Genomic DNA, 20,459 nt, shown 5'->3' on the forward strand with positions numbered 1-20,459 from the left:
GCCCTCCGTGGCCTATTCTCAGTCCAGCCGCGTCCTAGAGTGCATGGACAAGCTTTCCCGAGACGTATGTCGCGATTGCCCGCCCGCTGAAGCGCGCATCTTCGAACGGCGTGTTCTTCGAGCGGGAGAGAAGCATGTCTTTGGCGACAAGCCAAGGCTCATCGAGATCGATCAGCGCGATATCGGCCGCAGCCCCCGGCTTCAGCGTGCCGGCGGGGAGGCCGAAAATCTCGGCCGGGCGGGTGGACATGGCGTCGATCAGGCGCATCAGGCTCACCTGGCCGCCATGGTGAAGCCTGAGAGCCGCCGCCAGCGTGGTTTCGAGGCCGACCGCGCCGTCTTCAGCCTCGCCGAAGGGCAGGCGCTTCGTATCGACGTCCTGCGGGTCGTGCGAGGAGACGATGATATCGATCGCGCCGCTTGCCAGCGCCTCGACCATGGCGACCCGGTCGTCTTCCGGGCGCAGCGGCGGATAGAGCTTGAAGAAGGTGCGATATTCGCCGATGTCGTTTTCGTTGAGCGCCAGATTGTTGATCGAGATGCCCGAGGTCACTTTGGCGCCACGGTTGCGGGCGCGTTCGATCGCCTCGACCGATTGCGGCACCGAGATCATCGCGGCATGATAACGCCCGCGTGTCAGCTCTGCGATCCTGAGATCGCGTTCGAGCGGGATGAGCTCGGCTTCTCTTGGAATGCCGGAGAGCCCGAGCCAGCTGGCGAAAAGCCCCTCATGCATGACGCCGTTGGCGCCGAGATATTTGTCGCGGGTTTCGCAGCAGATGACGGCGCCGAATTCGCGCGCATAGGTCATGATCCGGCGCAGCACCTGCGTATCGTGGACGCTGGAATGGGCATCGGTGAAGGCGACCGCGCCTGCCTGCATCAGCAGGCCGATCTCGGTCATTTCCTCGCCGGAAAGTCCCTTGGTGAGGGCGGCGGCCGGATAGACGTTGACGGCGGCGGTATCGCGCGCCGTCTTCTTGACGAATTCGACGAGGGCGATGTCGTCGATCACGGGATCTGTGTCCGGCATCATGATGATCGAGGTGACGCCGCCGGCGGCCGCTGCCCGGCTTGCCGAGGCGATCGTCTCGCGGTGCTCGCCGCCGGGTTCGCCGATATGGACGCGCGCATCGACGAGGCCCGGTGTGGCGACAAGGCCGGTGCAGTCGCGGATATCGGCACCTTCGGGCGCGCCCTGGTTCTGCGCGGCGCTTCCGGCAGCAAGGATCACGCCGTTTGCGGCGATGATCGTGCCCACCTCGTCGAGATTGCGCGACGGATCGACGATGCGGACGTTCTGGAGGACGATCGGGTTGCTCATGCCTTCAATCCATCGGTTCGGGGGCCCTGGTTCTGCGAGACGAGCAGCGTCTCCATCACCGCCATGCGCACCGCGACCCCCATTTCCACCTGTTCGGCGATCACGCTCTGCGGACCGTCCGCTACCTCGGAGGCGATCTCGACGCCGCGGTTCATCGGGCCGGGATGCATGACCAGCGCATCCTCTTTCGCCGCCTTCAGCGTTTCGGCGTCGAGCCCGTAGAAGTGGTAGTATTCGCGCACCGAAGGCACGAAGGCGCCGGACATGCGCTCGCGCTGCAGCCGCAGCATCATCACCACATCGGCGTCCTTCAGCCCTTCCTTCATCGAATGGAAGACCTCGACGCCCATATCGGCGATGCCGGCGGGAAGAAGAGTGGCAGGGGCGACGACGCGCACGCGCGCGCCCATGGCGTTCAGCAGCAGGATATTGGAGCGCGCCACCCGCGAATGTAGCACGTCGCCGCAGATCGCCACGATGATGCGCGAGAGCTTGCCCTTGGCGCGGCGGATCGTCAGCGCGTCGAGCAGCGCCTGGGTCGGATGTTCGTGCTGCCCGTCGCCGGCATTGACGACCGAGCAGGAGACCTTCTGGGCAAGCAGGGCGGCCGCCCCCGCGCTCGAATGGCGGATGACCAGCACGTCGGGGCGCATCGCATTCAGCGTCATCGCCGTATCGATCAGTGTCTCGCCCTTCTTCACCGAGGAATTGCCGACCGACATATTCATGACGTCGGCGCCGAGCCGCTTGCCGGCAAGCTCGAAGGAGGCTTGCGTGCGGGTCGATGCCTCGAAAAAGAGGTTGATCTGCGTCAGCCCGCGCAGCGTCGACGTCTTCTTCTCTCGCTGGCGGCTGATCTTGACGGCCTCATCGGCCTTGTCGAGCAGATAGGTGATATCCTGCTCGGTGAGGCCCTTGATGCCGATGAGGTGGCGGTGGGGGAAAAAGACCATGACCCTGCCTCTTGCTGTCTCTGGCGGGTCTATAAAGAGTGCGGCCCGCCGGGGCAAGCATGCGCTGTGGGCAAAGGCTTATGTCCCCATGCATTTTCGCGAAAATTCCGATAGAGCAGAATGAACCGAATCATAACTTCCGGTTTCCCTTTGCCGGGTTCTTACACTAGAAGCGAATTATGACCTCCGCCAACCGGACTGACGAAAAACTCGCAGAACTCAACCAGCCGAGCCTGTGGTCCGGCATCAACGCCTATCGGTCCGATCCGCTGATCGTCGACCTGACGGCGGCCCTGCCGCGCGGCATCCGCGAAGACCTGGAAAACATGGGTCGCTACGTCACCTCGCCGGAGGCGCAGGAGCTGGCGCGCATGGCAAACCAGGGCGCGCCGCAGCTGCGCACCCACGGTCCGCGCGGCGAGCGCCTCGACGTCGTCGAATTCCACCCCGCCTGGCACGCGCTGATGCGCCGCTCCATGTCGGTCGGCCTGCATTCCTCCGTCTGGGATCCGCAGGCCGATGCAGATGCCAAGGATGAGGCCCACAAGGTTCGCGCCGCCCGCTTCTATCTGACCGCGCAGCTGGAATCCGGCCATCTCTGCCCGCTGACGATGACCAGCGCCTCCGTTGCCGCGCTCTCGGCTTCGCCCGCCGTGCAGAAGGACTGGGCGCCCAAAATCCTCTCGCGCAAATATGATTCGTCGAACAAACCCGCCATGCAGAAATCCGCCGTCACCATCGGCATGGGCATGACGGAAAAGCAGGGCGGCACGGATGTGCGCGCCAACCGCAGCGCTGCCGAAAAGGTCAGCGAAGGCATCTACCGACTATCAGGCCACAAATGGTTCATGTCGGCGCCGATGAGCGATGCCTTCATCATGCTGGCGCAGACGAAGGAGGGCATGGGCTGCTTCCTCGTGCCGCGGCTGCTGGAGGATGGTTCGGCCAACGGCCTGCAGTTTCAGCGGCTGAAGGATAAGGTCGGCAACCGCTCCAACGCCTCTGCCGAAGTGGAATTTTCAGACACCTTCGGCTTCTTGCTCGGCGGCGCGGATGCCGGCATCCGCACCATTCTCGATATGGTGACGCTGACGCGGCTCGACTGCGCGCTGGCCTCGTCAGGCATGATGCGCGCCTCGCTGGCCGAAGCCGTGCACCACACCCGCGGCCGCAGCGTCTTCGGCAAGATGCTCGTCAACCAGCCGATCATGACGCGCGTGCTGGCCGACATGGCGCTTGATGTCGCCGCCGCCACCGCACTGTCCTTTCGTCTGGCCGACGCCTTCGACAAGGCGCGCGGCAATGCCGAGCAAGCGGCCTATGCCCGCGTCATGACACCGGTCGCCAAATACTGGTGCTGCAAGATCGCCCCGGCGCTGATCTACGAGGCGATGGAATGCATCGGCGGCAACGGCTATATCGAGGAACGCCCGATTGCCCGCCATTACCGCGAAGCGCCGGTCAACGCCATCTGGGAAGGCTCCGGCAACGTCATGGCGCTCGACGTGCTGCGTGTGCTCAACCGTGGCAAGGATCTGTTCGAGACGGTCTTCGCTGGTCTTGCCCGCGATCTCGGTCCGGCCGGCAAGAAGACGATCGACGTCCTGCGCGCCGCAATCGCGCTCTGCGAACAGGATGAGGGGGCCGCGCGCCTGCTCGTCGAGCAGCTGGCGCTTGCTGCCGGTGCCGCCGAACTCTATCGGCTGGGGGCAGGGCGCATTGCCGATGCCTTCATCGAGACGCGCCTTGCCGGCGGCTGGCGCTCCACCTACGGCATGCTCGATTCCCGCTTCGACGCCAGCTACATCGTCGACCTGCTCTATCCGCCGGCGGCCTGATTGTAGGCGGTCTGTGATCGCTCTTCACCAACATCGAACTGAGCGAGCCCTTCGCGCCGATGGCTGCCCCTCACCCTAACCCTCTCCCCGTTCTGACGGGGAGAGGGGACGTGCCCCTGCGAGAGGTGTGTGGGGAACGGAGAGGTTGCTGCGTGTTCCCTTCTCCCCGCAGGCGGGGAGAAGGTGGCGGCAGTCGGATGAGGGGCCGATGTCTAGCACCGCCACAAACAAAAATCCGGCCGCGTCGCCGCGGCCGGATTGATCATTTACGTCCGAAAATCAGCGTTCAGAAGAAGCCACGACGCTGCCACCAGCCGGCCTTTTTCGGCTTGCCGTCGTCGCTTTCGCCATTTTCGCTGCGGGTGGATTTCACCGTCGGCTCGGAGGAGGTGATGTTGGATTCGCGGTTGGCGCGAACCGGCTTTGCCTCTTCCGGGGCCTCATCCTGAGCGGGCGTTTCGAGATCGGCGGAGGCTGCGACCAACTCCGGCTCGGCTTCGGCGACAGGAGCTGCTTCTGCCACGGGCTCCTCCACAGGCGCTGCGGCGGCTTTGCGGCGGCCACGGCCCCGGGCGGGCTTCACATCCTCGGCGACAACAGCCGCACCCTCGACAGCGGCGGCTGCGGCCTGGTTTTCGCCAGCCTGCTCGGCAACCGCTTCGACCGTTGCGGCTTCTCCAGGAGCGCCGTCGTTCGAAACGTCGTCGGCTTCGCCCTCTTCGCCGCCTTCGTCACCGCCATTGTCTTCACCGGCTTCGCCGGCCGTCAGTTCGGAACCATCCTCGGCGCGGTTGCGGCGGCCGCCACGCTTGCCGCGACGGCGGCGCTTGCGGCGCTGCGATTCCTCGCTTTCAGCCAGCGTCTCGGTCGCGCCGTCGGTGGTTTCATCACCTTCGCCGCCCTCGTCGTCGCCGTCTTCATCCTCGTCGCCGGCTTCGCCTGCCGCCGATGCCGGCTGCTCGGCATTGCCGTTGCGGCCGCGCCGGCGCCGACGGCGCTTGCGCTTGCGGTTGCCGTCACCTTCGCTTTCGGAGCGTGCCGCGACGGGTCGCTCAGCGGCTGCCGGCTTTTCCTCGAGTTCCTCGTCTTCGTCCTCATCCATTTCGATGACGATGTCGTCGTCGTCATCCTCAGGAATGGCTGCGAAGTTGAAGAGCGTCTCGATCTTGACCGGGTTCTCCACGGCCTCGCCGCGGTCGATGGCGAAATGCTGCGCACCGACCGAACCGTCCGCATCGATGACGATAGCGACGCCGAAACGGTTTTCGTAATCGATGATCGTCTGGCGCTTGTGGTTGAGCAGGTAGAGCGCAATGTCAGGCGTGGTGCGTACGCTGATGTTGTGCGTGGTATTCTTGAGCAGATATTCCTCGATACCGCGCAGGACATGCAGGGCGACGGAGGACTGCGAACGCACATGGCCGCTGCCGCCGCAATGCGAGCACACCTGCGTCGTCGATTCGAGAACCGAGGCGCGGATGCGCTGGCGCGACATTTCCAGCAGGCCGAAATGCGAGATGCGGCCGACCTGGATGCGGGCGCGGTCGTTCTTCAGGCATTCCTTCAGCTTCTTTTCGACAGCGCGGTTGTTGCGCTTCTCTTCCATGTCGATGAAGTCGATGACAATCAGGCCGGCGAGGTCGCGCAGGCGAAGCTGGCGGGCGATTTCCTCAGCCGCTTCGAGGTTGGTCTGCAGCGCGGTGTCCTCGATCGAGTGTTCGCGCGTCGAGCGGCCGGAGTTGACGTCGATCGAGACCAGCGCTTCCGTCTGGTTCATGATCAGGTAGCCGCCGGAACGCAGCGTTACCTGCGGCTGCAGCATCCGGTCGAGCTGGGCTTCGATGCCGGAGCGCGAAAAGATCGGGTGGATGTCGCGATAAGGCTGAACCACCTTGGCATGGCTCGGCATCAGCATCTTCATGAAGTCTTTCGCTTCACGATAGCCTTCCTCGCCGGCAACGATGATCTCGCCGATATCCTTGTTGTAGAGGTCGCGGATCGAGCGCTTGATCAGCGAGCCTTCCTCATAGACGAGGCAGGGAGCGGTGGACGCCAGCGTCAGCGTGCGCACGTTCTCCCAGAGACGCATCAGATATTCGAAGTCGCGCTTGACCTCGACCTTGGTGCGGTTGGCGCCGGCGGTGCGCAGGATGACGCCCATGCCCTGCGGCACTTCCAGCATGCGCGCGATTTCTTTCAGGCGCTTGCGGTCGGCAGGGTTGGTGATCTTGCGGGAAATACCGCCGCCGCGCGCCGTGTTCGGCATCAGCACGGAGTAGCGGCCGGCAAGCGACAGATAGGTGGTCAGCGCCGCGCCCTTGTTGCCGCGCTCTTCCTTGGCGACCTGCACCAGCAGGATCTGGCGACGCTTGATGACTTCCTGAATGCGGTACTGCTTGCGCGGCTTGCGCTGCACGCGGTCCGGCACTTCTTCCATCGCGTCTTCGGCGCCGACGGATTCGATGACTTCCTCTTCGCCGTGATCGTCATCGTCGTCGTCGTCATCGTGGCGACGCTTGTTGGTGTCGACGTCTTCGGAGATCGAGTCGGTTTCGACCATGGCGGCCATTGCGCCGCCGGTCGAGCCGTCATCCTCGTTGTCGACGGTTGAAGCCCCTTCGGCTTCGACGTCTGTGGGAACGGCGTCCTCGGTCGCGGTCGTCTCAGGCGCCGGCTCGGCGGCCTTCTTGCGGCTGCGGCGCGGTCTGGCCTTCTTGGCCGGCGCTTCCTCGGTGGCCTCGGGCGATGCAACGGCCTCCGCCGCTGCCGGCTCTGCCGTTACATCAGCCGTTTCCGGCGTCTCGGCCGGCACGATGCCGACATCCGGCTGATCCTGCTTGGAAAGATCGACCATCGGCGCGGTTTCGACATGCTCGACGTCTTCGTCGCGGCGATGCTCCTCGGCTTCGGCCCGAAGCAGTGCCTGACGGTCGGCAAGCGGTATCTGATAATAGTCGGGATGGATTTCGGCGAAGGCCAGGAAGCCGTGCCGGTTGCCGCCGTAATCGACGAAGGCGGCCTGCAGCGAGGGCTCGACCCTCGTTACCTTTGCCAGATAGATGTTGCCGCGGATCTGCTTCTTGTGCTGGGACTCGAAGTCAAATTCTTCTATGCGGTTCCCGCGAACGACAACGACGCGCGTCTCTTCCTCGTGAGACGCATCGATAAGCATTTTGTCTGCCATGTAAGCTGTGCTCCTCGGCGTGGCCGCGAGAGCGCATTCCCGACTGCTGTTGAAACAGAAAGAATGCGGTCCACTGTAGCCGCGCCGGATAATGAAAGTCGCGCCTGATGCGAGGGGGAGGGCAGCAGCCAGACCGCAGCCGGAACCATTTCGGTCCGGGGCCTGTACACTTCAGATAAAACCTGCTGCGAAACCATCAACAACCAAGCGTGATCGACAAATACGAAGACCCGTTCGGGTCCGATGAGTTTGCTCCCTGAGAGCGTGGTGGCTGATCCACCAATGAATTCCGACAATAAGCCGGAAAATCAGGATCCAGTTCTAGGGATGAAGCGCATGAGACGGCGGACGATGACCGGTGGTGGCGCCAGGTCCTGATCTGGCTGGCAGCCTTTGCGGCGACTCTATCCCGTCAACACTTTACCCTAAAATGCGTTGTATGTTTTCTGTGTCACAATAGCAAGGGAAAAGCCAAATGTGCCATAATATTGATGGATTTCGTAACGCATAGAAACTGGGGGTAAAGTGATTGCGATTCGGCAAGCCGCAAAGGGTGTTTCGTCCAAGCGACGTTCGACGCGGCCGCGTCGGCTCCATCGCAATTCGGATAGGGTGTGGCGGTTTATTGTTTAAGAGGGCTCGGATCGCGGCGAAATCCGCAGGGCGGCGATCGACATTCGCAAGGCGGATTCTGACGGCGCTTCTGGCCGTCGGTCTGCTGTCGGCCGTTGCCGGTTCTGTCACCGCTGGGGATCCGTTGCTTGCCTATGGCGCGCACATCGTCGGCGACGATGCAAGGACCCGCATCGTCATCGATTTCGATCGCGAACCGCGCTTCTCGGTGCACTATATCGCCAATCCGGAACGGATCGTCATCGACCTGCCGGCAACCGCCTTCGGTTTTCCGGCCAAGGATCTCGCCGCCCGCGGCCTGTTCAAGGATATCCGTTACGGCAAGATGGACGAGGAAAGCGCCCGCATCGTCCTGACGACGGCAGGGCCGGTGAAGCTGGCGCTCGCCAAGGTGCAGGCCGACGAGGGCGCCAGGGGGCATCGTCTCGTGCTCGATGCCGAGATGATCGACAAGCAGGCCTTTTCGGAGCTGGTGAAAACGCAATCCTGGAACGATCGAGCCTCGAACGATCAGACCGAGGCGGCCCAGACGACGAGCGCCATTCCGGCACCTGAGAAAGCCGCCCCCGGCGATTTCGTCATCGCCGTCGACGCCGGCCATGGCGGCATCGATACCGGCGCGATCGGGGTCGATACCAAGACCGAGGAAAAGCAGGTGACGCTTGCCTTCGCCAAGGCCTTGACCGAGCGGCTGAACAAGGAGCCGGGCATCAAGGCTTTCCTGACACGCGAAGATGACGAGTTCCTGTCGCTGTCGCAGCGTGTGCTGATCGCCCGCCAGAACCATGCCGGCCTGTTCATTTCGCTGCATGCCGACACGCTGAAGCAGAAGGATATCCGCGGCGCCACCGTCTACACCATCTCCGACAAGGCCTCCGACAAGCTCGCCGCCGACCTTGCCGAACGCGAAAACCTCTCCGACCAGATTGCCGGCAAGGAGACGGTCGCCGAGCCGCCCGAGGTCGCCGATATCCTGCTCGATCTGACCCGGCGCGAGACCCAGGCCTTCTCGATCTCGCTCGCCGAGAGCGTGCTGAATTCTTTCAAGGACCAGGTCGGCACCATCAACAATCCGCACCGTCATGCCGGTTTCCGCGTGCTGCAGGCCCCCGACGTGCCGTCGATCCTCCTCGAGCTCGGCTTCCTCTCGAATGCCGACGACGAGAAACTGCTGCTCGACGAGACCTGGCGCGGCAAGATCGTCGGTCTTTTGACCGACGCAGTGAAGCGCTACCGCGCTGCCGTCATCGCCAATGGCGGCTGATGCCTGCCGCCCCATAAATCCATAGGGGTTGCGGTTCGGCGGAATCCATGAAAACAAAGACTTAATGTACATCCCATGACTCAAATTCTGAGCCGGATGGCTCGGATTGGCGACGGGGACGGGCGTTGCTTGGATGTGACAGTCCTAATGAAACGCGCCTGCGGCGGTGAATGCGGCGGGCAGAGCCCTATTTTCCTCACAATCGCGCCGTTACTCCGGCTTATGTTTCGTAAGCCTGTGGCGCGGAATCGGCTTGTGGCGGTAGCGCTCATGGAGTAAGCCGCGCCACGTGCAAATTGCCTTGATCCGTGCAATCGTTGCGTTCTGCGCCGATTGAAGATCGAAGAGACCGGTAGCTGAAAATATGGTTAGACTTTTTGGATATTTCTTCGGAATGGCCTGCGTCCTGTTTCTGGTCGCGGCGGCGGGTGTTGCCATCTATCTCGCCAACGTTGCGAAGGATCTCCCCGACTATGCCGTTCTGAACAGCTATGCGCCGCCGGTGACCACCCGTGTACACGCCGGCAACGGCGCGCTGATGGCCGAATACGCCAAGGAAAAGCGTCTCTTCCTGCCGATCCAGGCCATCCCCGACCGTGTCAAGGCGGCTTTCCTGTCGGCCGAAGACAAGAATTTCTACAACCACCCGGGCGTCGATCTCACCGGTCTCGGCCGCGCCATCCTCGTGAACCTGCAGAATTTCGGGTCCGGCCGTCGCCCCGTCGGCGCGTCCACCATCACTCAGCAGGTCGCCAAGAACTTCCTTTTGAGCTCGGACCAGACGATCGACCGCAAGATCAAGGAAGCGATCCTGTCCTTCCGTATCGAGCAGGCCTACAGCAAGGACAAGATCCTTGAGCTCTATCTGAACGAGATTTTCTTCGGCCTGAATTCCTACGGCATCGCCGGCGCCGCGCTCACCTATTTCAACAAATCCGTCACCGAACTGACCGTTGCCGAAGCCGCCTATCTGGCGTCCCTGCCGAAAGGCCCGGCCAATTATCATCCTTTCCGCCATCCGGAAGCTGCGCTCGAGCGCCGCAACTGGGTGATCGACCGCATGGTCGAGAACGGCTATGTCAGCCAGAGCGACGGCGAGGAAGCCAAGAAGCAGCCGCTCGGCGTCACCGCCCGCACGACCGGCCCCTCGCTTTTTGCTTCGGACTATTTTGCCGAAGCCGTGCGCCGCCAGCTGATCGACCAATATGGTGAGAAGGTCCTCTATGAGGGCGGCCTTTCGGTGCGCACCTCGCTGGATCCGCAGATGCAGCTCGCTGCCCGCAAGGCGCTGCAGGACGGTCTGGTGACCTATGACGAGCGCCGCGGTTTCCACGGCCCGATCAAGCAGATCGATGCAAGCGGTGACTGGGGCAAGGCGCTTGCCGATATTCCGGCACTTGCCGACGTACCGGAATGGCGGCTTGCCGTCGTGCTCGCCGTCTCCGACAGCAACGTCGATATCGGCCTGCAGCCGGCCAAGGATGGAAGCGGCAAGGTTTCGCCCGACCGTCAGCGCGGCACGATCGACGCCAAGAACATGCAATGGGCCTTCCGTTCGGCCGATGCCGCCCGCAAGAGCACGAAATCGCCGGTCGGCGCCGTCGCCCCCGGTGATGTCGTCTACGTCGCAAAGCTCGGCGGCGACGCCTCGACCTCCTATCGCTTGCAGCAGCCGCCGAAGGTGCAGGGTGGCCTGGTCGCCATGGATCCGAAGACCGGCCGCGTGCTCGCCATGGTCGGCGGCTTCTCCTATTCGCAGTCCGAATTCAACCGCGCCACCCAGGCGATGCGCCAGCCGGGCTCGTCATTCAAGCCCTTCGTCTACGCCGCCGCGATGGACAACGGCTATACGCCGGCCTCCGTCATCATGGATGCGCCGATCGAGATCGTCTCCGGCGGCCAGGTCTGGAAGCCGGAAAACTACGGCGGCGAAGTCGGCGGCCCGTCGACGCTGCGCTCGGGCATCGAGCATTCGCGCAATCTGATGACGGTGCGCCTGGCCAACGACCTCGGCATGAACATCGTCGCCGAATATGCCGAGCGCTTCGGCATCTACGATCACATGCTGCCGGTCCTTTCCATGTCGCTCGGCGCCGGCGACACCACGGTGCTGCGCATGGTTTCGGCCTATTCGGTCATTGCCAATGGCGGCAAGCAGATCAAGCCGACATTGATCGACCGCATCCAGGACCGCTACGGCAAGACGATCTTCAAGCATGAGGAGCGTCTCTGTGAGGGCTGTAATGCCGGCGACTGGCAGAACCAGGAAGAGCCGAATGTCGTCGACAACCGCGAAACCGTTCTCGACCCGATGACCGCCTATCAGATCACCTCGATGATGCAGGGCGTCATCCAGCGCGGCACCGCCGCCGGCAAGGTCGATCTCGGCGGCCGCGACGTTGCCGGCAAGACCGGCACCACCAACGACGAGAAGGACGCCTGGTTCGTCGGCTTCACCCCGGATCTGGTCGCCGGCCTTTATATGGGCTTCGATACGCCGGCCCCGCTCGGCCGCGGCGGCACCGGCGGCGGTCTCTCCGCCCCGATCTTCAACGAATTCATGCAGGCTGCCGTCAAGGATGCGCCGGAATCGAAATTCGTCATTCCGCCGGGCATGAACCTGATTTCGATCGACCGCAAGACCGGCATGGCTGCCGTCGACGGCGATCCGAACACCATCATCGAGGCCTTCAAACCAGGCACCGGCCCGGCCGACAGCTTCTCCGTCATCGGCATGGACAGCACCATGGCGCCGGAAGAGATCCTGAAGACCTCGCCGCAGGCAAACCAGGCCGTCCAGACCGGCACGCCCGGCCTGTTCTGACCATCGCCGAATTTTGAACGCCCGCCGCGGCTCTTTACATCCGCGGCGGGCGTCTCTACAGCAATTCCAGCAAAAGTGCACTGCGGTTTTGCGTCCGGAATTGCGTCAAACAGAGACGCAGACCAGCATTTGAAGAAGACCGTTACAGAAAAGCAGGAAAATGCGAGCCGAAATCGAAAACGTGGTCGATGAAACCAAGCAGGCTATCACCCTGCTGAGGAGGCATCTTTGACTGGGACCAGGCGATAAGACGGCTGGACTGGTTGAACAACAAGGCAGAGGATCCGAACCTCTGGAACGACTCTACCGAAGCGCAGAAGCTGATGCGAGAGCGCCAGCAGCTCGATGATGGCATCAGTGGCGTCAAGCAGCTGGAACAGCAGCTGAACGACAATATCGAGCTGATCGAGCTCGGTGAGGAAGAGGGCGACGAAGGCGTCGTCAAGGAAGCCGAGGATACGCTGAAGGCCCTAAAGGCCGAGGCTGCGCGCCGCCAGGTGGAGGCCATGCTCTCCGGCGAGGCCGACGGCAACGACACCTATCTCGAAGTTCATTCCGGCGCCGGCGGCACCGAAAGCCAGGACTGGGCGAACATGCTGCTGCGCATGTACACCCGCTGGGCCGAACGCCAGCGTTTCAAGGTCGAGCTTCTCGAAGTCCATGACGGCGAAGAGGCGGGCATCAAATCCGCGACCCTGCTCGTCAAGGGACACAATGCCTATGGCTGGCTGAAGACGGAATCGGGCGTGCACCGGCTGGTGCGCATCTCGCCTTACGACAGCAACGCGCGTCGCCACACCTCCTTCTCGTCGATCTGGGTCTATCCCGTGGTCGACGACTCGATCCAGATCGAGATCAACGAAGGTGACTGCCGCATCGACACCTATCGTTCGTCGGGCGCCGGCGGCCAGCACGTCAACACCACCGACTCGGCGGTGCGCATCACCCATATGCCGACCGGCATCGTCGTGCAGTGCCAGCAGGAACGTTCGCAGCACAAGAACCGCGCCAAGGCCTGGGACATGCTGCGCGCCCGCATGTACGAAGCCGAGCTGAAGAAGCGTGAGGACGCCGCCAGCGCCGAAGCCGCCTCCAAGACGGATATCGGCTGGGGCCACCAGATCCGCTCCTACGTGCTGCAGCCCTACCAGCTGGTCAAGGATCTGCGCACCGGCGTCGCCAGCACCGCGCCGGACGACGTGCTCGACGGCGAACTCAACGAGTTCATGGAAGCGGCGCTTGCCCACCGCATCAGCGGCGCCGCCGACGCAGTCGTCGACGACGTGGACTGATAGAAAAAACCAGGATTGAGACGAGAAAGCCCCGGAGACGGGGCTTTTTTGATGCTCAGGCGAGCGCTTTGACGGCGCTGTCCTGGAAGAGCCTTGCCGACAGATCGGCAATCTCGTCATGAACAGCTGCGCGCGAAACGCCCGGGGGATCGGTAAAGAGCTCTGCCGCAAAGGCCAGGCCGAGTGCGGTGCCTTCCGGCACGAAGACGTAATGCCCAAGCCCGCCGCCGAAGATTTTAAGAGTGCTGTGTCTCAGCCGCGCATGCAGCCATGCCGAACATTCCTCGGCCGGTGCCGCCCTGTCGGCGTCGCCGACGAGAATGAGGGCGGGCGCGTCGACGGCTTTCAGGCTTGCCTCGCTGAAACCGAGAACGGACCGGCCCGGCGCGCAGAGGAGGGCCGCCTTGATTCTGTCGTCCCGGTAGCACATCGACATCCGCGACCATGAATCGCGAAATACATCGCTGGTGCGAAGCAAGGCCGGGATATGATCGGCAAGATCGGGAAATTCCCGTGGTCCGCGCGCGCCACCCGGCTTCATCCTGGATGGCTCGAACTGCGAGAACTGGGCGACCGCGCCAAGAAGCAGCGTGACGCTATAGGCTCCGGCCGAAAATCCGGCGGCGAACACGCGGCCCGTATCGATATGACCGGAGAGATCGCCGAGCCAGTCATCGCCGTGGTCGAGCATGAAGCTCAGATCCGGCGCCCGCTCCCAAAGGCAGGCGAAGCCTTCGGCGCGATAGGGCTCGTTGCCGGTATTGCCGTGATGGTTGACGCCGAGCGCTGCAAATCCGCGATCGGCGAGCCGTCGCGCCAGCCACTCCAGTCCGGCCGCGGATCCGCCGGTGCCATGCGACAACAGGACGAGGGGATAGGACCGGACATCCGGCCGGATGGGTGCGTCGCGGGCGACGGCCGCCTTCTTGAACCAGCTTCTTTCCGTCGTATCGCTTTCCCGCGCCTCATCGGCAGCGGGGTACCACAGCGACCAGCTGATCGGTCTGGGGCCGTTTGCGTCCCAGTTCGACCTGTTCTTGTCGTAAAGGACACCGTCGCGGTAGCCGAGTTTCATCTCTTCTACTCCTCTCCGAACGATTCCCAGTGGTTCAATTCGTCGCTTTTTCGACGGTGATGTCGCCGAATTCGTCGATCAGCACAGTCCAGCCATCCGGCTCGGCATTGGGATCGGTCTTCAGATAGATCGTCGCGAACAGCCCCGGTTCCTTGATGATGCCGTTCGAATTTTCGGGGCGTATATCGGTAACATAAGGCTTCAGGTCGCTGAACTCCTGCAGCTCGACGGTAGAAGCGATCGCCGGGCCGGTCTCGGTCTGGGCAATCTGCTGGAGATAGACCTTCGAGGTCCTGTCTTCCTGGCGCACGGCAAAGAGCTTGTAATAGCCGTGGCGCGGCGTGGCCTTTCCCTCGGGATTGGCAACGCTTTCGGCACCTGTCGGCGCCCGCTCGACATCCGGTGCGTTGCCGTCATCCTCCCAGTAGCCGGTGCTGGTCGCGAAAATCACCGATGCCGGCAGGATGGCATCCTGCGCCGGCAAGGCTGCAGCCGACCATCCGATGAGGACAACCGTGGTCATCAATATCCGTCGCAGAGCCATCGTCTCAATCCTTGAACTGCTCGGCGAGAATACGGTCGGACCAGGAGCGGTCGGGATCGGAAAGGATGCGGGCCGTCATATGCTCCGACTGGGCAATGCGGACATGCAGCACCGATTTGACCTCGGTATTGTCGGCCACCGCATTTACCGGCCGCTTCACCGGTTCGAGGACGTCGATATCGACGGTCACCTTGTTCGGCAGCAGTGCGCCCCGCCAGCGCCGCGGCCGGAAGGCGCTGACCGGCGTCATGGCGAGCAGCGGCGCCTCGAGCGGCAGGATCGGGCCATGGGCGGAGAGATTATAGGCCGTCGACCCCGCAGGGGTCGCCACCATCAGCCCGTCGCAGATCAGTTCCTCCAGGCGCACGCGACCGTCCACCGTCACCCTCAGATTCGCCGCCTGATAGGATTGGCGGAAAAGATAGACCTCATTGATGGCGAGCGCCGTCGAGTTGGTGCCGTCGGCGTTGGCCGTCGTCATCTGCAACGGCCGGAAGACGTTTTCGACGGCGACGCAAATGCGCTCCTGAAGCTGTTCACTGCGGTAGTCGTTCATCAGAAAGCCGACCGAGCCGCGGTTCATGCCGTAGACCAGCTTGCCGGAGTTCATGGTGTTGTGCAGCGTCTGCAGCATGAAACCATCGCCGCCGAGCGCGACGACGACATCGGCATCATCGGCCGGCACGTCGCCATAGATGCGAATCAACTCCTCGCGCGCAGCGAGCGCCTCCGTCGTCGGCGAGGCGATAAAGGAAAGAGTCTGAAATGAACGGCCCATGCAATGCCCTTTGTGAAGCTGCTCTAGCTAACGGATAAAGGGCTGGTGCGACAAGGACGTTTTCTATCGCCAAGCGTTTGAGGGCGGCTGATCTCTCCGCATAGACACGAATTTTTCTTTACAGAATCATAGAATCTGCTAGTTGGGCACCTATTGCCCTTGTAGCTCAGTTGGTAGAGCACCTGATTTGTAATCAGGGGGTCCCGGGTTCGAACCCTGGCGGGGGCACCAGCCTACGCTCTGTAAGCTTCGGCTCGTCGAGCCGAAGAGAGCAGCTAAGCGGAGGCTGTCGCGCCGTAGTTTCGTAGAAACGAGGCGGACTGGTTCAGAATGCTCCGGCACCATCTGCGCGATACCGCCTGCTAGCTCATAGTCTAGGTTCGACTTCGCTTCGCTCGATCGCACCGGCAGATCTTTCCACCCATCACACATCGCTTGATGAACCTTGTCTGAAGGGCTGCTTCAGCGCCAATTCAGCCGTGCCGGCTTACCTTCGCCTCATCATCAATGAGGAAGCAGCCATGAAGCTCTCACACATTATTCTCACCGCAACCATTGCCGCCGGTGCGGCTTTCGCAGCGCTTGCACCTGCTTCCGCCATGCCGGCCGAACGGCCGGGTGTGACGGCCGCCCAAGGCGACATGGTCCAAATTCATGACAGCTGGCGGGGTGACCGTTGGCGTGATGACGGTGACTGGCGCGGCGACCGTGGCTGGCGCGATGACCGCAATTGGCGCCGGTCCGACTGGCGCGACGATGACCGCCGCTGGCGGCGGTGGCGCGCTGAGCGCTGGGAGGAACGCCGCGAGTGGCGCCATCGCGATCGCGATATCCCTTTCTGGCTCTATCGCAGCTGAGGATAATCGGCCCGGAAATCCTCCGGGCCGTTTTTCTAATGCGTGACGGGTTCGTTGACGCTCGCCTCGAGCTTGTTGCCGTTGCCGGTCTGGCCGGCGCCCGACGGCGACAGGATTGCGATGCTGAGTACGGAGGCGACCATGAAGGCGACGACGGCAATCATTATGCGCATAGGCGTTCAATCCTCGTTCAGTGGGGATTAACGCGCCATTGTCGTCCGCGTTCCTATCAGGGCTAAAGCGCGCCGCATCGAATTTGATTCATGCGACGCGCTTTAGCCTTTTGTTTTTATGCATGTCGTTACCCCGGAACCGCTGCACACTTCCTGATGACATGCATTATTGCACCGTTCCCGGCGTCGCGGGGCCGGGCGCCGTCGGCGACAGGGGATCGGGCTGGTGGACCGGGTGCGAGGTGTCCACCCAGATGATGCTGAGAATGATCCCGACGAAGACCGCGATGAAGAGGATACCGAAAATCAGCGGTCGAATAGCCATGATGGGGATCGTTCCTTCTTGCTTCCGACCGGTCGTTGCGATCGGTCATTGCCCGATCATAGTGGTCCAGGAGGTCTTTCCAAGGCAAAATCGAATTTCTCCGGCATCGGTCGAGCCTTGCACGGCTATCTCAGGCATGCGTTTTCCATCTGTCGCACCGGGTTGAACTGTGTCAGGGATGCCTGAAACAGTTGGGGACGGTCATGAAACGGACGGTTACAGCATCGGTCATTGTCGCCGCATTCGTCTCCTTCGCCGGAGCCTCTGCAAACGCTGTAGCTTTCGACAAGCCGATAAAAGTGGATGTCGTCGCACTGCCGAAGGATGAGCTCAATCCTGATGCAAAGCCGAAGATCACCTGCAGCCGCTATCCCGCCTTGATGGTCAAGGAGGTCGATCTCGGCGAGGTCGGCGCCGAAAAGCTGGCGCTGCTTGCCGCCGATGCGCCTTGTGAGCGCACAAGCGAGCGCGAGCGGGTGATCGCGGACGATACCGCCGGCTATCTCATGGGTGTCAGCGGCGGTTTCGTCTTCTTCCGGGCGGCGGACGGGTGGAACGGCGGGCTGCCCTTCGTCGTCTACGATGCGGCGACGGGCGAGCGGCTGCTCGACGATTCCCTCGATGGCGATGATTTTGCCGCGATCAGGAGCGGGAAGGGGGAGCTGACGCTCGATTTCCGCCGCGTCTACACGGCATCCTGCTCGCTCTATCACGAAGGTGCCGGCTGCGCGAAAGCGATTGCCGCCGAGACCGGTCTGTCGCCGAAGCAATTGCCGGATTGCGCCGCGGCCTACAAGGCGGAAATCAAGCGCAGCCCCGAACACGCCAGCGAAATCGAGAAACTGCCGAGCGTGGTCGTCTATCCCGTCGAGCTTGCCTATGCGGCCGGCGATACGACGCGACGGCCGATGGACGGCCCGACCACTTGCAGGACGCCCGACTGACCGATCAGCGGCGCACGAGCGAAAGCGGCTTGCCGCCTTCCTGCTTCGATTTGTCGAAATTGCCGTCGCTGCGCATGTCGAACCCGAGCGACGAGCCGTCACCGCCCATCAGCGTGAGGGCGAAACCCTCAATATGCCAGACCGCGAGCTTGAGCTTGGCGACATTGGCAGCGCAGTCACCGGAGAGTGACAATGGCGCATTGCCGTCCGTCCCGACATTGCCGTCGAGTGTCACGCCGCAAAGCCTTTCTCCGTCCGGCCGCTGCATTGTCCACGTCCCGGCAAGGTTATCGAAGGTCGGCAGGTGATCGACGCCGTCGGGGGCTGCAGGCAGCAGGAACAGCTTGCCGTCTTCCGTCTTCATCGGAGAGCCCTCGTTCTCGACGAAACGAGCGAGCACCTTGCGCGTCGGATCGATCAGGATGAGGCCGCCATTGCCGTCGAAATTCCACGAAGAGGCATCCGCGAGCGATGGTAACGGCCTGGCGCAGGCCTCCTGCCCGGAAAGCGAATAGCCGCCGATCGCCATGTCTGTTTCGAGCGTCATCCGGCATCCCGCGCGCCCGTCTTCCGGCGCGACGAGATAGGTCCCTGCCTGGGCTTTGAGGATGTCGGGATCGATATCCTGCCCATACGTCTGACCGCAGGCGAGGAGGGCGGCTGCGCAAGCCGCGAGCCGAAAGACCAAACGGATCATGACAGTCCCCCTTGTCGCGGCCCGCAGGCCGACCAGCCTATGCCTTCAGGTAAAGCCGCGCCGCATAAAGCGCGATCGCCGCCGCATTCGAGACGTTCAGCGATTTGATCGCGCCGGGCATGTCGAGACGGGCAAGTGCGTTGACGGTTTCCCGCGTCTTCTGGCGAAGCCCCTTGCCCTCGGAGCCGAGCACCAGCGCCACTTTCTCGCCCGTAAACGTGCCCTCGAGCGCCGCAGGTCCTTCCGAATCGAGGCCGATGGTGGAGAAGCCGAGCTTGTGCAGTTCACCGAGCGCATCGGCGAGATTGGTCACCTGTATATAAGGTATCAGTTCCAGCGCGCCGGAGGCTGATTTGGCGAGCACGCCTGACTCGGTCGGGCTGTGTCTCTGGGTGGTGATGACGGCGCCGGCATTGAAGGCGACGGCCGAACGCATGATCGCGCCGACATTATGCGGATCGGTGACCTGGTCGAGGACGAGCAGAAGAGGGCTGTCCTTCAGCGCTTCGAGCCGGCGGACCGGCAGCGGCCGCGTTTCCAGCATGACGCCCTGATGGATCGCCTCAGGGCCGAGCACCTTGTCGATGTCCTGCGGCGAGACGATTTCGAAGGGAATGCCGAGCGTTTCGACGTCGACTTCGAGGCGCGCCAGCGCGTTCTGTGTCACGAAGAGTTTGATCTTCTTGCGCTCGGGATTGTCGAGGGCGGCGCGCACCGTATGCAGGCCATAGAGATGCACCTGGTCGGGCGCCAGCGCCGGCGGCTTCCAGTCCTCTGCCCCGCGCCTGCGTTTCTGCGGCTGAGGGGTCGGGATCTCGCCGCGTTCGCGCTTGGCGTCACGGTGGGCGCGCCGCAGCGTGGCGTAATGCGTATCCTTGGCCGATGGGTCTGTCGCGGCCTTGCCGCCGGGTTTTTTGTCTTTGCTCATGCGGCTTTATAGCCATGGCGCTCGTCGCCGCATAGGCTTTCTTTCATATGCCGGCTTTCGGCGGCGAATGAAATTTTTCGTGTTTTTTCCGTTGTCATCGTGTTGACAGACTGAAATGCTCCGGTCATATACGCGGCGCAGACGACGGGCGGCAACGCTTCGAAGTCTGACAAACTTGGTCTTCTAGATCCGGACGAAAAACTGGAGAGATGCCCGAGTGGTTAAAGGGGACGGACTGTAAATCCGTTGGCTCAGCCTACGTTGGTTCAAATCCAACTCTCTCCACCATTCGTCATCGGATCGGACCACCCCGCGGGTATAGCTCAATGGTAGAGCAGCAGCCTTCCAAGCTGAATACGCGGGTTCGATTCCCGCTACCCGCTCCAGTTTTCACAAGCCCGTTCATGCGCCCGATGCTGCCGCGATAATTTCCGCACGTCGATGTTGCGGAAGAGGCTGGCGACAGCGGCTCTCGACTGACAGGCGAGGGCGCTCGATCCTTGGCGCCCGTGCTTCATCTCCCGCCGTCCACGCGATTTTCTGCAAGGATTTCAGTGATTTTCGCCTGCATGCCGGCGAATCGCCTTGCAGCCGGCGAATTGTCCCCCATATGCGCTGTCACACCAAGAATGGCGTCTGCAATTAAGTCTTGCGCAATGTCGCCGAAAGCCTTAAACGGCGGCACTAAACCGGTTCGCCGGGGCCCACCATTTCGTTCACAGGAAGCATTCAAATGGCAAAGAGTAAGTTTGAGCGCAACAAGCCGCACGTCAACATTGGCACGATCGGCCACGTTGACCACGGCAAGACGTCTCTGACGGCAGCG

Annotated in this window: 18 protein-coding genes and 3 tRNA genes; 10 read left to right on the top strand and 11 right to left on the bottom strand. The window is 62.5% G+C overall.

Annotated features, from left to right (window positions below; all coding sequences use genetic code 11):
* Positions 1-34: 34 nt before the first annotated feature.
* A complete protein-coding gene (locus FHX14_RS17665) occupies positions 35-1,324 on the bottom strand; it encodes a dihydroorotase (protein ID WP_003587232.1) in 1,290 nt (429 codons plus the stop codon).
* Positions 1,321-2,277 carry an aspartate carbamoyltransferase catalytic subunit gene (locus FHX14_RS17670; RefSeq protein WP_003587231.1) on the bottom strand — a complete coding sequence of 319 codons (957 nt, stop codon included), beginning with the start codon at positions 2,275-2,277 and terminating at the stop codon, positions 1,321-1,323. Before FHX14_RS17670 ends, FHX14_RS17665 begins: the two co-directional genes overlap by 4 nt.
* 179 nt (positions 2,278-2,456) lie before the next feature.
* On the opposite strand from FHX14_RS17670, the gene FHX14_RS17675 reads away from it, so the two are divergent.
* Positions 2,457-4,115: an acyl-CoA dehydrogenase family protein gene (locus tag FHX14_RS17675; protein WP_003587230.1), complete on the top strand. Its 1,659-nt coding sequence runs from the start codon at positions 2,457-2,459 to the stop codon at positions 4,113-4,115.
* 286 nt (positions 4,116-4,401) lie between these two features.
* On the opposite strand, the gene FHX14_RS17680 is transcribed toward FHX14_RS17675, so the two are convergent.
* Entirely contained in the window at positions 4,402-7,299 is a 2,898-nt protein-coding gene (locus FHX14_RS17680; protein WP_003587229.1) for a ribonuclease E/G, read from the bottom strand.
* Between the two features lie 625 nt (positions 7,300-7,924).
* Here FHX14_RS17680 and FHX14_RS17685 point away from each other — a divergent pair.
* The 3 genes from FHX14_RS17685 (at position 7,925) to prfB (ending at position 13,312) form a co-directional block, all read left to right on the top strand.
* The gene (locus FHX14_RS17685; RefSeq protein WP_184377922.1) at positions 7,925-9,196 is read left to right on the top strand and encodes an N-acetylmuramoyl-L-alanine amidase; all 1,272 of its coding nucleotides are present in this window, start codon (positions 7,925-7,927) and stop codon (positions 9,194-9,196) included.
* Between the two features lie 364 nt (positions 9,197-9,560).
* Positions 9,561-12,020: a penicillin-binding protein 1A gene (locus FHX14_RS17690; RefSeq protein ID WP_179610766.1), complete on the top strand. Its 2,460-nt coding sequence runs from the start codon at positions 9,561-9,563 to the stop codon at positions 12,018-12,020.
* A 160-nt stretch (positions 12,021-12,180) separates the two neighbouring features.
* Positions 12,181-13,312 (top strand): peptide chain release factor 2 gene (gene prfB, locus FHX14_RS17695; RefSeq protein ID WP_003587223.1). Its coding sequence is split into 2 segments (ribosomal slippage): positions 12,181-12,249 and positions 12,251-13,312, totalling 1,131 coding nucleotides; the frame shifts between segments, so codons are not numbered across the junction.
* A 55-nt stretch (positions 13,313-13,367) separates the two neighbouring features.
* Here the strand turns inward: prfB and FHX14_RS17700 are convergent.
* The 3 genes from FHX14_RS17700 to FHX14_RS17710 are packed head-to-tail and all read right to left on the bottom strand — an operon-like array spanning position 13,368 to position 15,709.
* Positions 13,368-14,387, bottom strand: coding sequence for a hypothetical protein (locus FHX14_RS17700; protein ID WP_003587222.1), 1,020 nt, complete (start codon positions 14,385-14,387; stop codon positions 13,368-13,370).
* Positions 14,388-14,421: 34 nt separating this feature from the next.
* Positions 14,422-14,931: a hypothetical protein gene (locus FHX14_RS17705; protein ID WP_003587220.1), complete on the bottom strand. Its 510-nt coding sequence runs from the start codon at positions 14,929-14,931 to the stop codon at positions 14,422-14,424.
* A 4-nt stretch (positions 14,932-14,935) separates the two neighbouring features.
* Positions 14,936-15,709 carry an NAD kinase gene (locus FHX14_RS17710; RefSeq protein WP_003587218.1) on the bottom strand — a complete coding sequence of 258 codons (774 nt, stop codon included), beginning with the start codon at positions 15,707-15,709 and terminating at the stop codon, positions 14,936-14,938.
* A gap of 155 nt (positions 15,710-15,864) precedes the next feature.
* Here FHX14_RS17710 and FHX14_RS17715 point away from each other — a divergent pair.
* Both FHX14_RS17715 and FHX14_RS17720 read left to right on the top strand, forming a co-directional pair.
* A tRNA-Thr gene (locus tag FHX14_RS17715) sits at positions 15,865-15,940 on the top strand.
* Between the two features lie 290 nt (positions 15,941-16,230).
* Positions 16,231-16,566, top strand: a complete 336-nt coding sequence (locus FHX14_RS17720) for a hypothetical protein (protein ID WP_003587216.1) — start codon at positions 16,231-16,233, stop codon at positions 16,564-16,566.
* A gap of 35 nt (positions 16,567-16,601) precedes the next feature.
* Here FHX14_RS17720 and FHX14_RS17725 read toward each other — a convergent pair whose 3' ends face one another.
* Together FHX14_RS17725 and FHX14_RS17730 are read right to left on the bottom strand one after the other, a co-directional pair.
* The gene (locus FHX14_RS17725) at positions 16,602-16,739 is read right to left on the bottom strand and encodes a hypothetical protein (protein WP_003587214.1); all 138 of its coding nucleotides are present in this window, start codon (positions 16,737-16,739) and stop codon (positions 16,602-16,604) included.
* 166 nt (positions 16,740-16,905) lie between these two features.
* Positions 16,906-17,064, bottom strand: a complete 159-nt coding sequence (locus FHX14_RS17730; protein WP_003587211.1) for a hypothetical protein — start codon at positions 17,062-17,064, stop codon at positions 16,906-16,908.
* Between the two features lie 203 nt (positions 17,065-17,267).
* Here FHX14_RS17730 and FHX14_RS17735 point away from each other — a divergent pair, with 203 nt between their 5' ends.
* Complete coding sequence (locus FHX14_RS17735; RefSeq protein WP_003587209.1) at positions 17,268-18,008, top strand: hypothetical protein; 741 nt, start codon at positions 17,268-17,270, stop codon at positions 18,006-18,008.
* Between the two features lie 4 nt (positions 18,009-18,012).
* On the opposite strand, the gene FHX14_RS17740 is transcribed toward FHX14_RS17735, so the two are convergent.
* From FHX14_RS17740 to FHX14_RS17750, 3 genes are read right to left on the bottom strand one after another with little or no spacing between them, the layout of a single operon-like run.
* On the bottom strand, positions 18,013-18,705 hold the full coding sequence (locus tag FHX14_RS17740; protein WP_184377923.1) for an AprI/Inh family metalloprotease inhibitor: 693 nt from the start codon (positions 18,703-18,705) through the stop codon (positions 18,013-18,015).
* Positions 18,706-18,742: 37 nt separating this feature from the next.
* Entirely contained in the window at positions 18,743-19,633 is an 891-nt protein-coding gene (rlmB, locus tag FHX14_RS17745) for a 23S rRNA (guanosine(2251)-2'-O)-methyltransferase RlmB (protein ID WP_184377924.1), read from the bottom strand.
* Entirely contained in the window at positions 19,630-19,806 is a 177-nt protein-coding gene (locus FHX14_RS17750; RefSeq protein WP_157179761.1) for a hypothetical protein, read from the bottom strand. The genes rlmB and FHX14_RS17750 overlap by 4 nt, the downstream gene beginning before the upstream one ends.
* Before the next feature lie 30 nt (positions 19,807-19,836).
* Between FHX14_RS17750 and FHX14_RS17755 the strand changes: the two genes are divergently transcribed.
* The 3 genes from FHX14_RS17755 to FHX14_RS17765 all read left to right on the top strand — a co-directional run.
* Positions 19,837-19,921 (top strand) — tRNA-Tyr (locus FHX14_RS17755).
* 24 nt (positions 19,922-19,945) lie between these two features.
* Positions 19,946-20,019, top strand: a tRNA-Gly gene (locus FHX14_RS17760).
* A gap of 347 nt (positions 20,020-20,366) precedes the next feature.
* On the top strand, positions 20,367-20,459 hold a 93-nt coding region (locus FHX14_RS17765; RefSeq protein WP_018010120.1), incomplete at its 3' end, for a GTP-binding protein.

The sequence above is a fragment of the Rhizobium sp. BK619 genome (assembly GCF_014195245.1).
Lineage (GTDB): Bacteria > Pseudomonadota > Alphaproteobacteria > Rhizobiales > Rhizobiaceae > Rhizobium > Rhizobium acidisoli.

Bases quoted from the DNA above. Each gene is read 5' to 3' on its own strand.
- FHX14_RS17665 (WP_003587232.1), bottom strand. From the start codon at position 1,324: ATGAGCAACCCGATCGTCCTCCAGAACGTCCGCATCGTCGATCCGTCG.
- FHX14_RS17670 (WP_003587231.1), bottom strand. From the start codon at position 2,277: ATGGTCTTTTTCCCCCACCGCCACCTCATCGGCATCAAGGGCCTCACC.
- FHX14_RS17675 (WP_003587230.1), top strand. From the start codon at position 2,457: ATGACCTCCGCCAACCGGACTGACGAAAAACTCGCAGAACTCAACCAG.
- FHX14_RS17680 (WP_003587229.1), bottom strand. From the start codon at position 7,299: ATGGCAGACAAAATGCTTATCGATGCGTCTCACGAGGAAGAGACGCGC.
- FHX14_RS17690 (WP_179610766.1), top strand. From the start codon at position 9,561: ATGGTTAGACTTTTTGGATATTTCTTCGGAATGGCCTGCGTCCTGTTT.
- FHX14_RS17700 (WP_003587222.1), bottom strand. From the start codon at position 14,387: ATGAAACTCGGCTACCGCGACGGTGTCCTTTACGACAAGAACAGGTCG.
- FHX14_RS17705 (WP_003587220.1), bottom strand. From the start codon at position 14,931: ATGGCTCTGCGACGGATATTGATGACCACGGTTGTCCTCATCGGATGG.
- FHX14_RS17710 (WP_003587218.1), bottom strand. From the start codon at position 15,709: ATGGGCCGTTCATTTCAGACTCTTTCCTTTATCGCCTCGCCGACGACG.
- FHX14_RS17720 (WP_003587216.1), top strand. From the start codon at position 16,231: ATGAAGCTCTCACACATTATTCTCACCGCAACCATTGCCGCCGGTGCG.
- FHX14_RS17725 (WP_003587214.1), bottom strand. From the start codon at position 16,739: ATGCGCATAATGATTGCCGTCGTCGCCTTCATGGTCGCCTCCGTACTC.
- FHX14_RS17730 (WP_003587211.1), bottom strand. From the start codon at position 17,064: ATGGCTATTCGACCGCTGATTTTCGGTATCCTCTTCATCGCGGTCTTC.
- FHX14_RS17735 (WP_003587209.1), top strand. From the start codon at position 17,268: ATGAAACGGACGGTTACAGCATCGGTCATTGTCGCCGCATTCGTCTCC.
- FHX14_RS17740 (WP_184377923.1), bottom strand. From the start codon at position 18,705: ATGATCCGTTTGGTCTTTCGGCTCGCGGCTTGCGCAGCCGCCCTCCTC.
- rlmB (WP_184377924.1), bottom strand. From the start codon at position 19,633: ATGAGCAAAGACAAAAAACCCGGCGGCAAGGCCGCGACAGACCCATCG.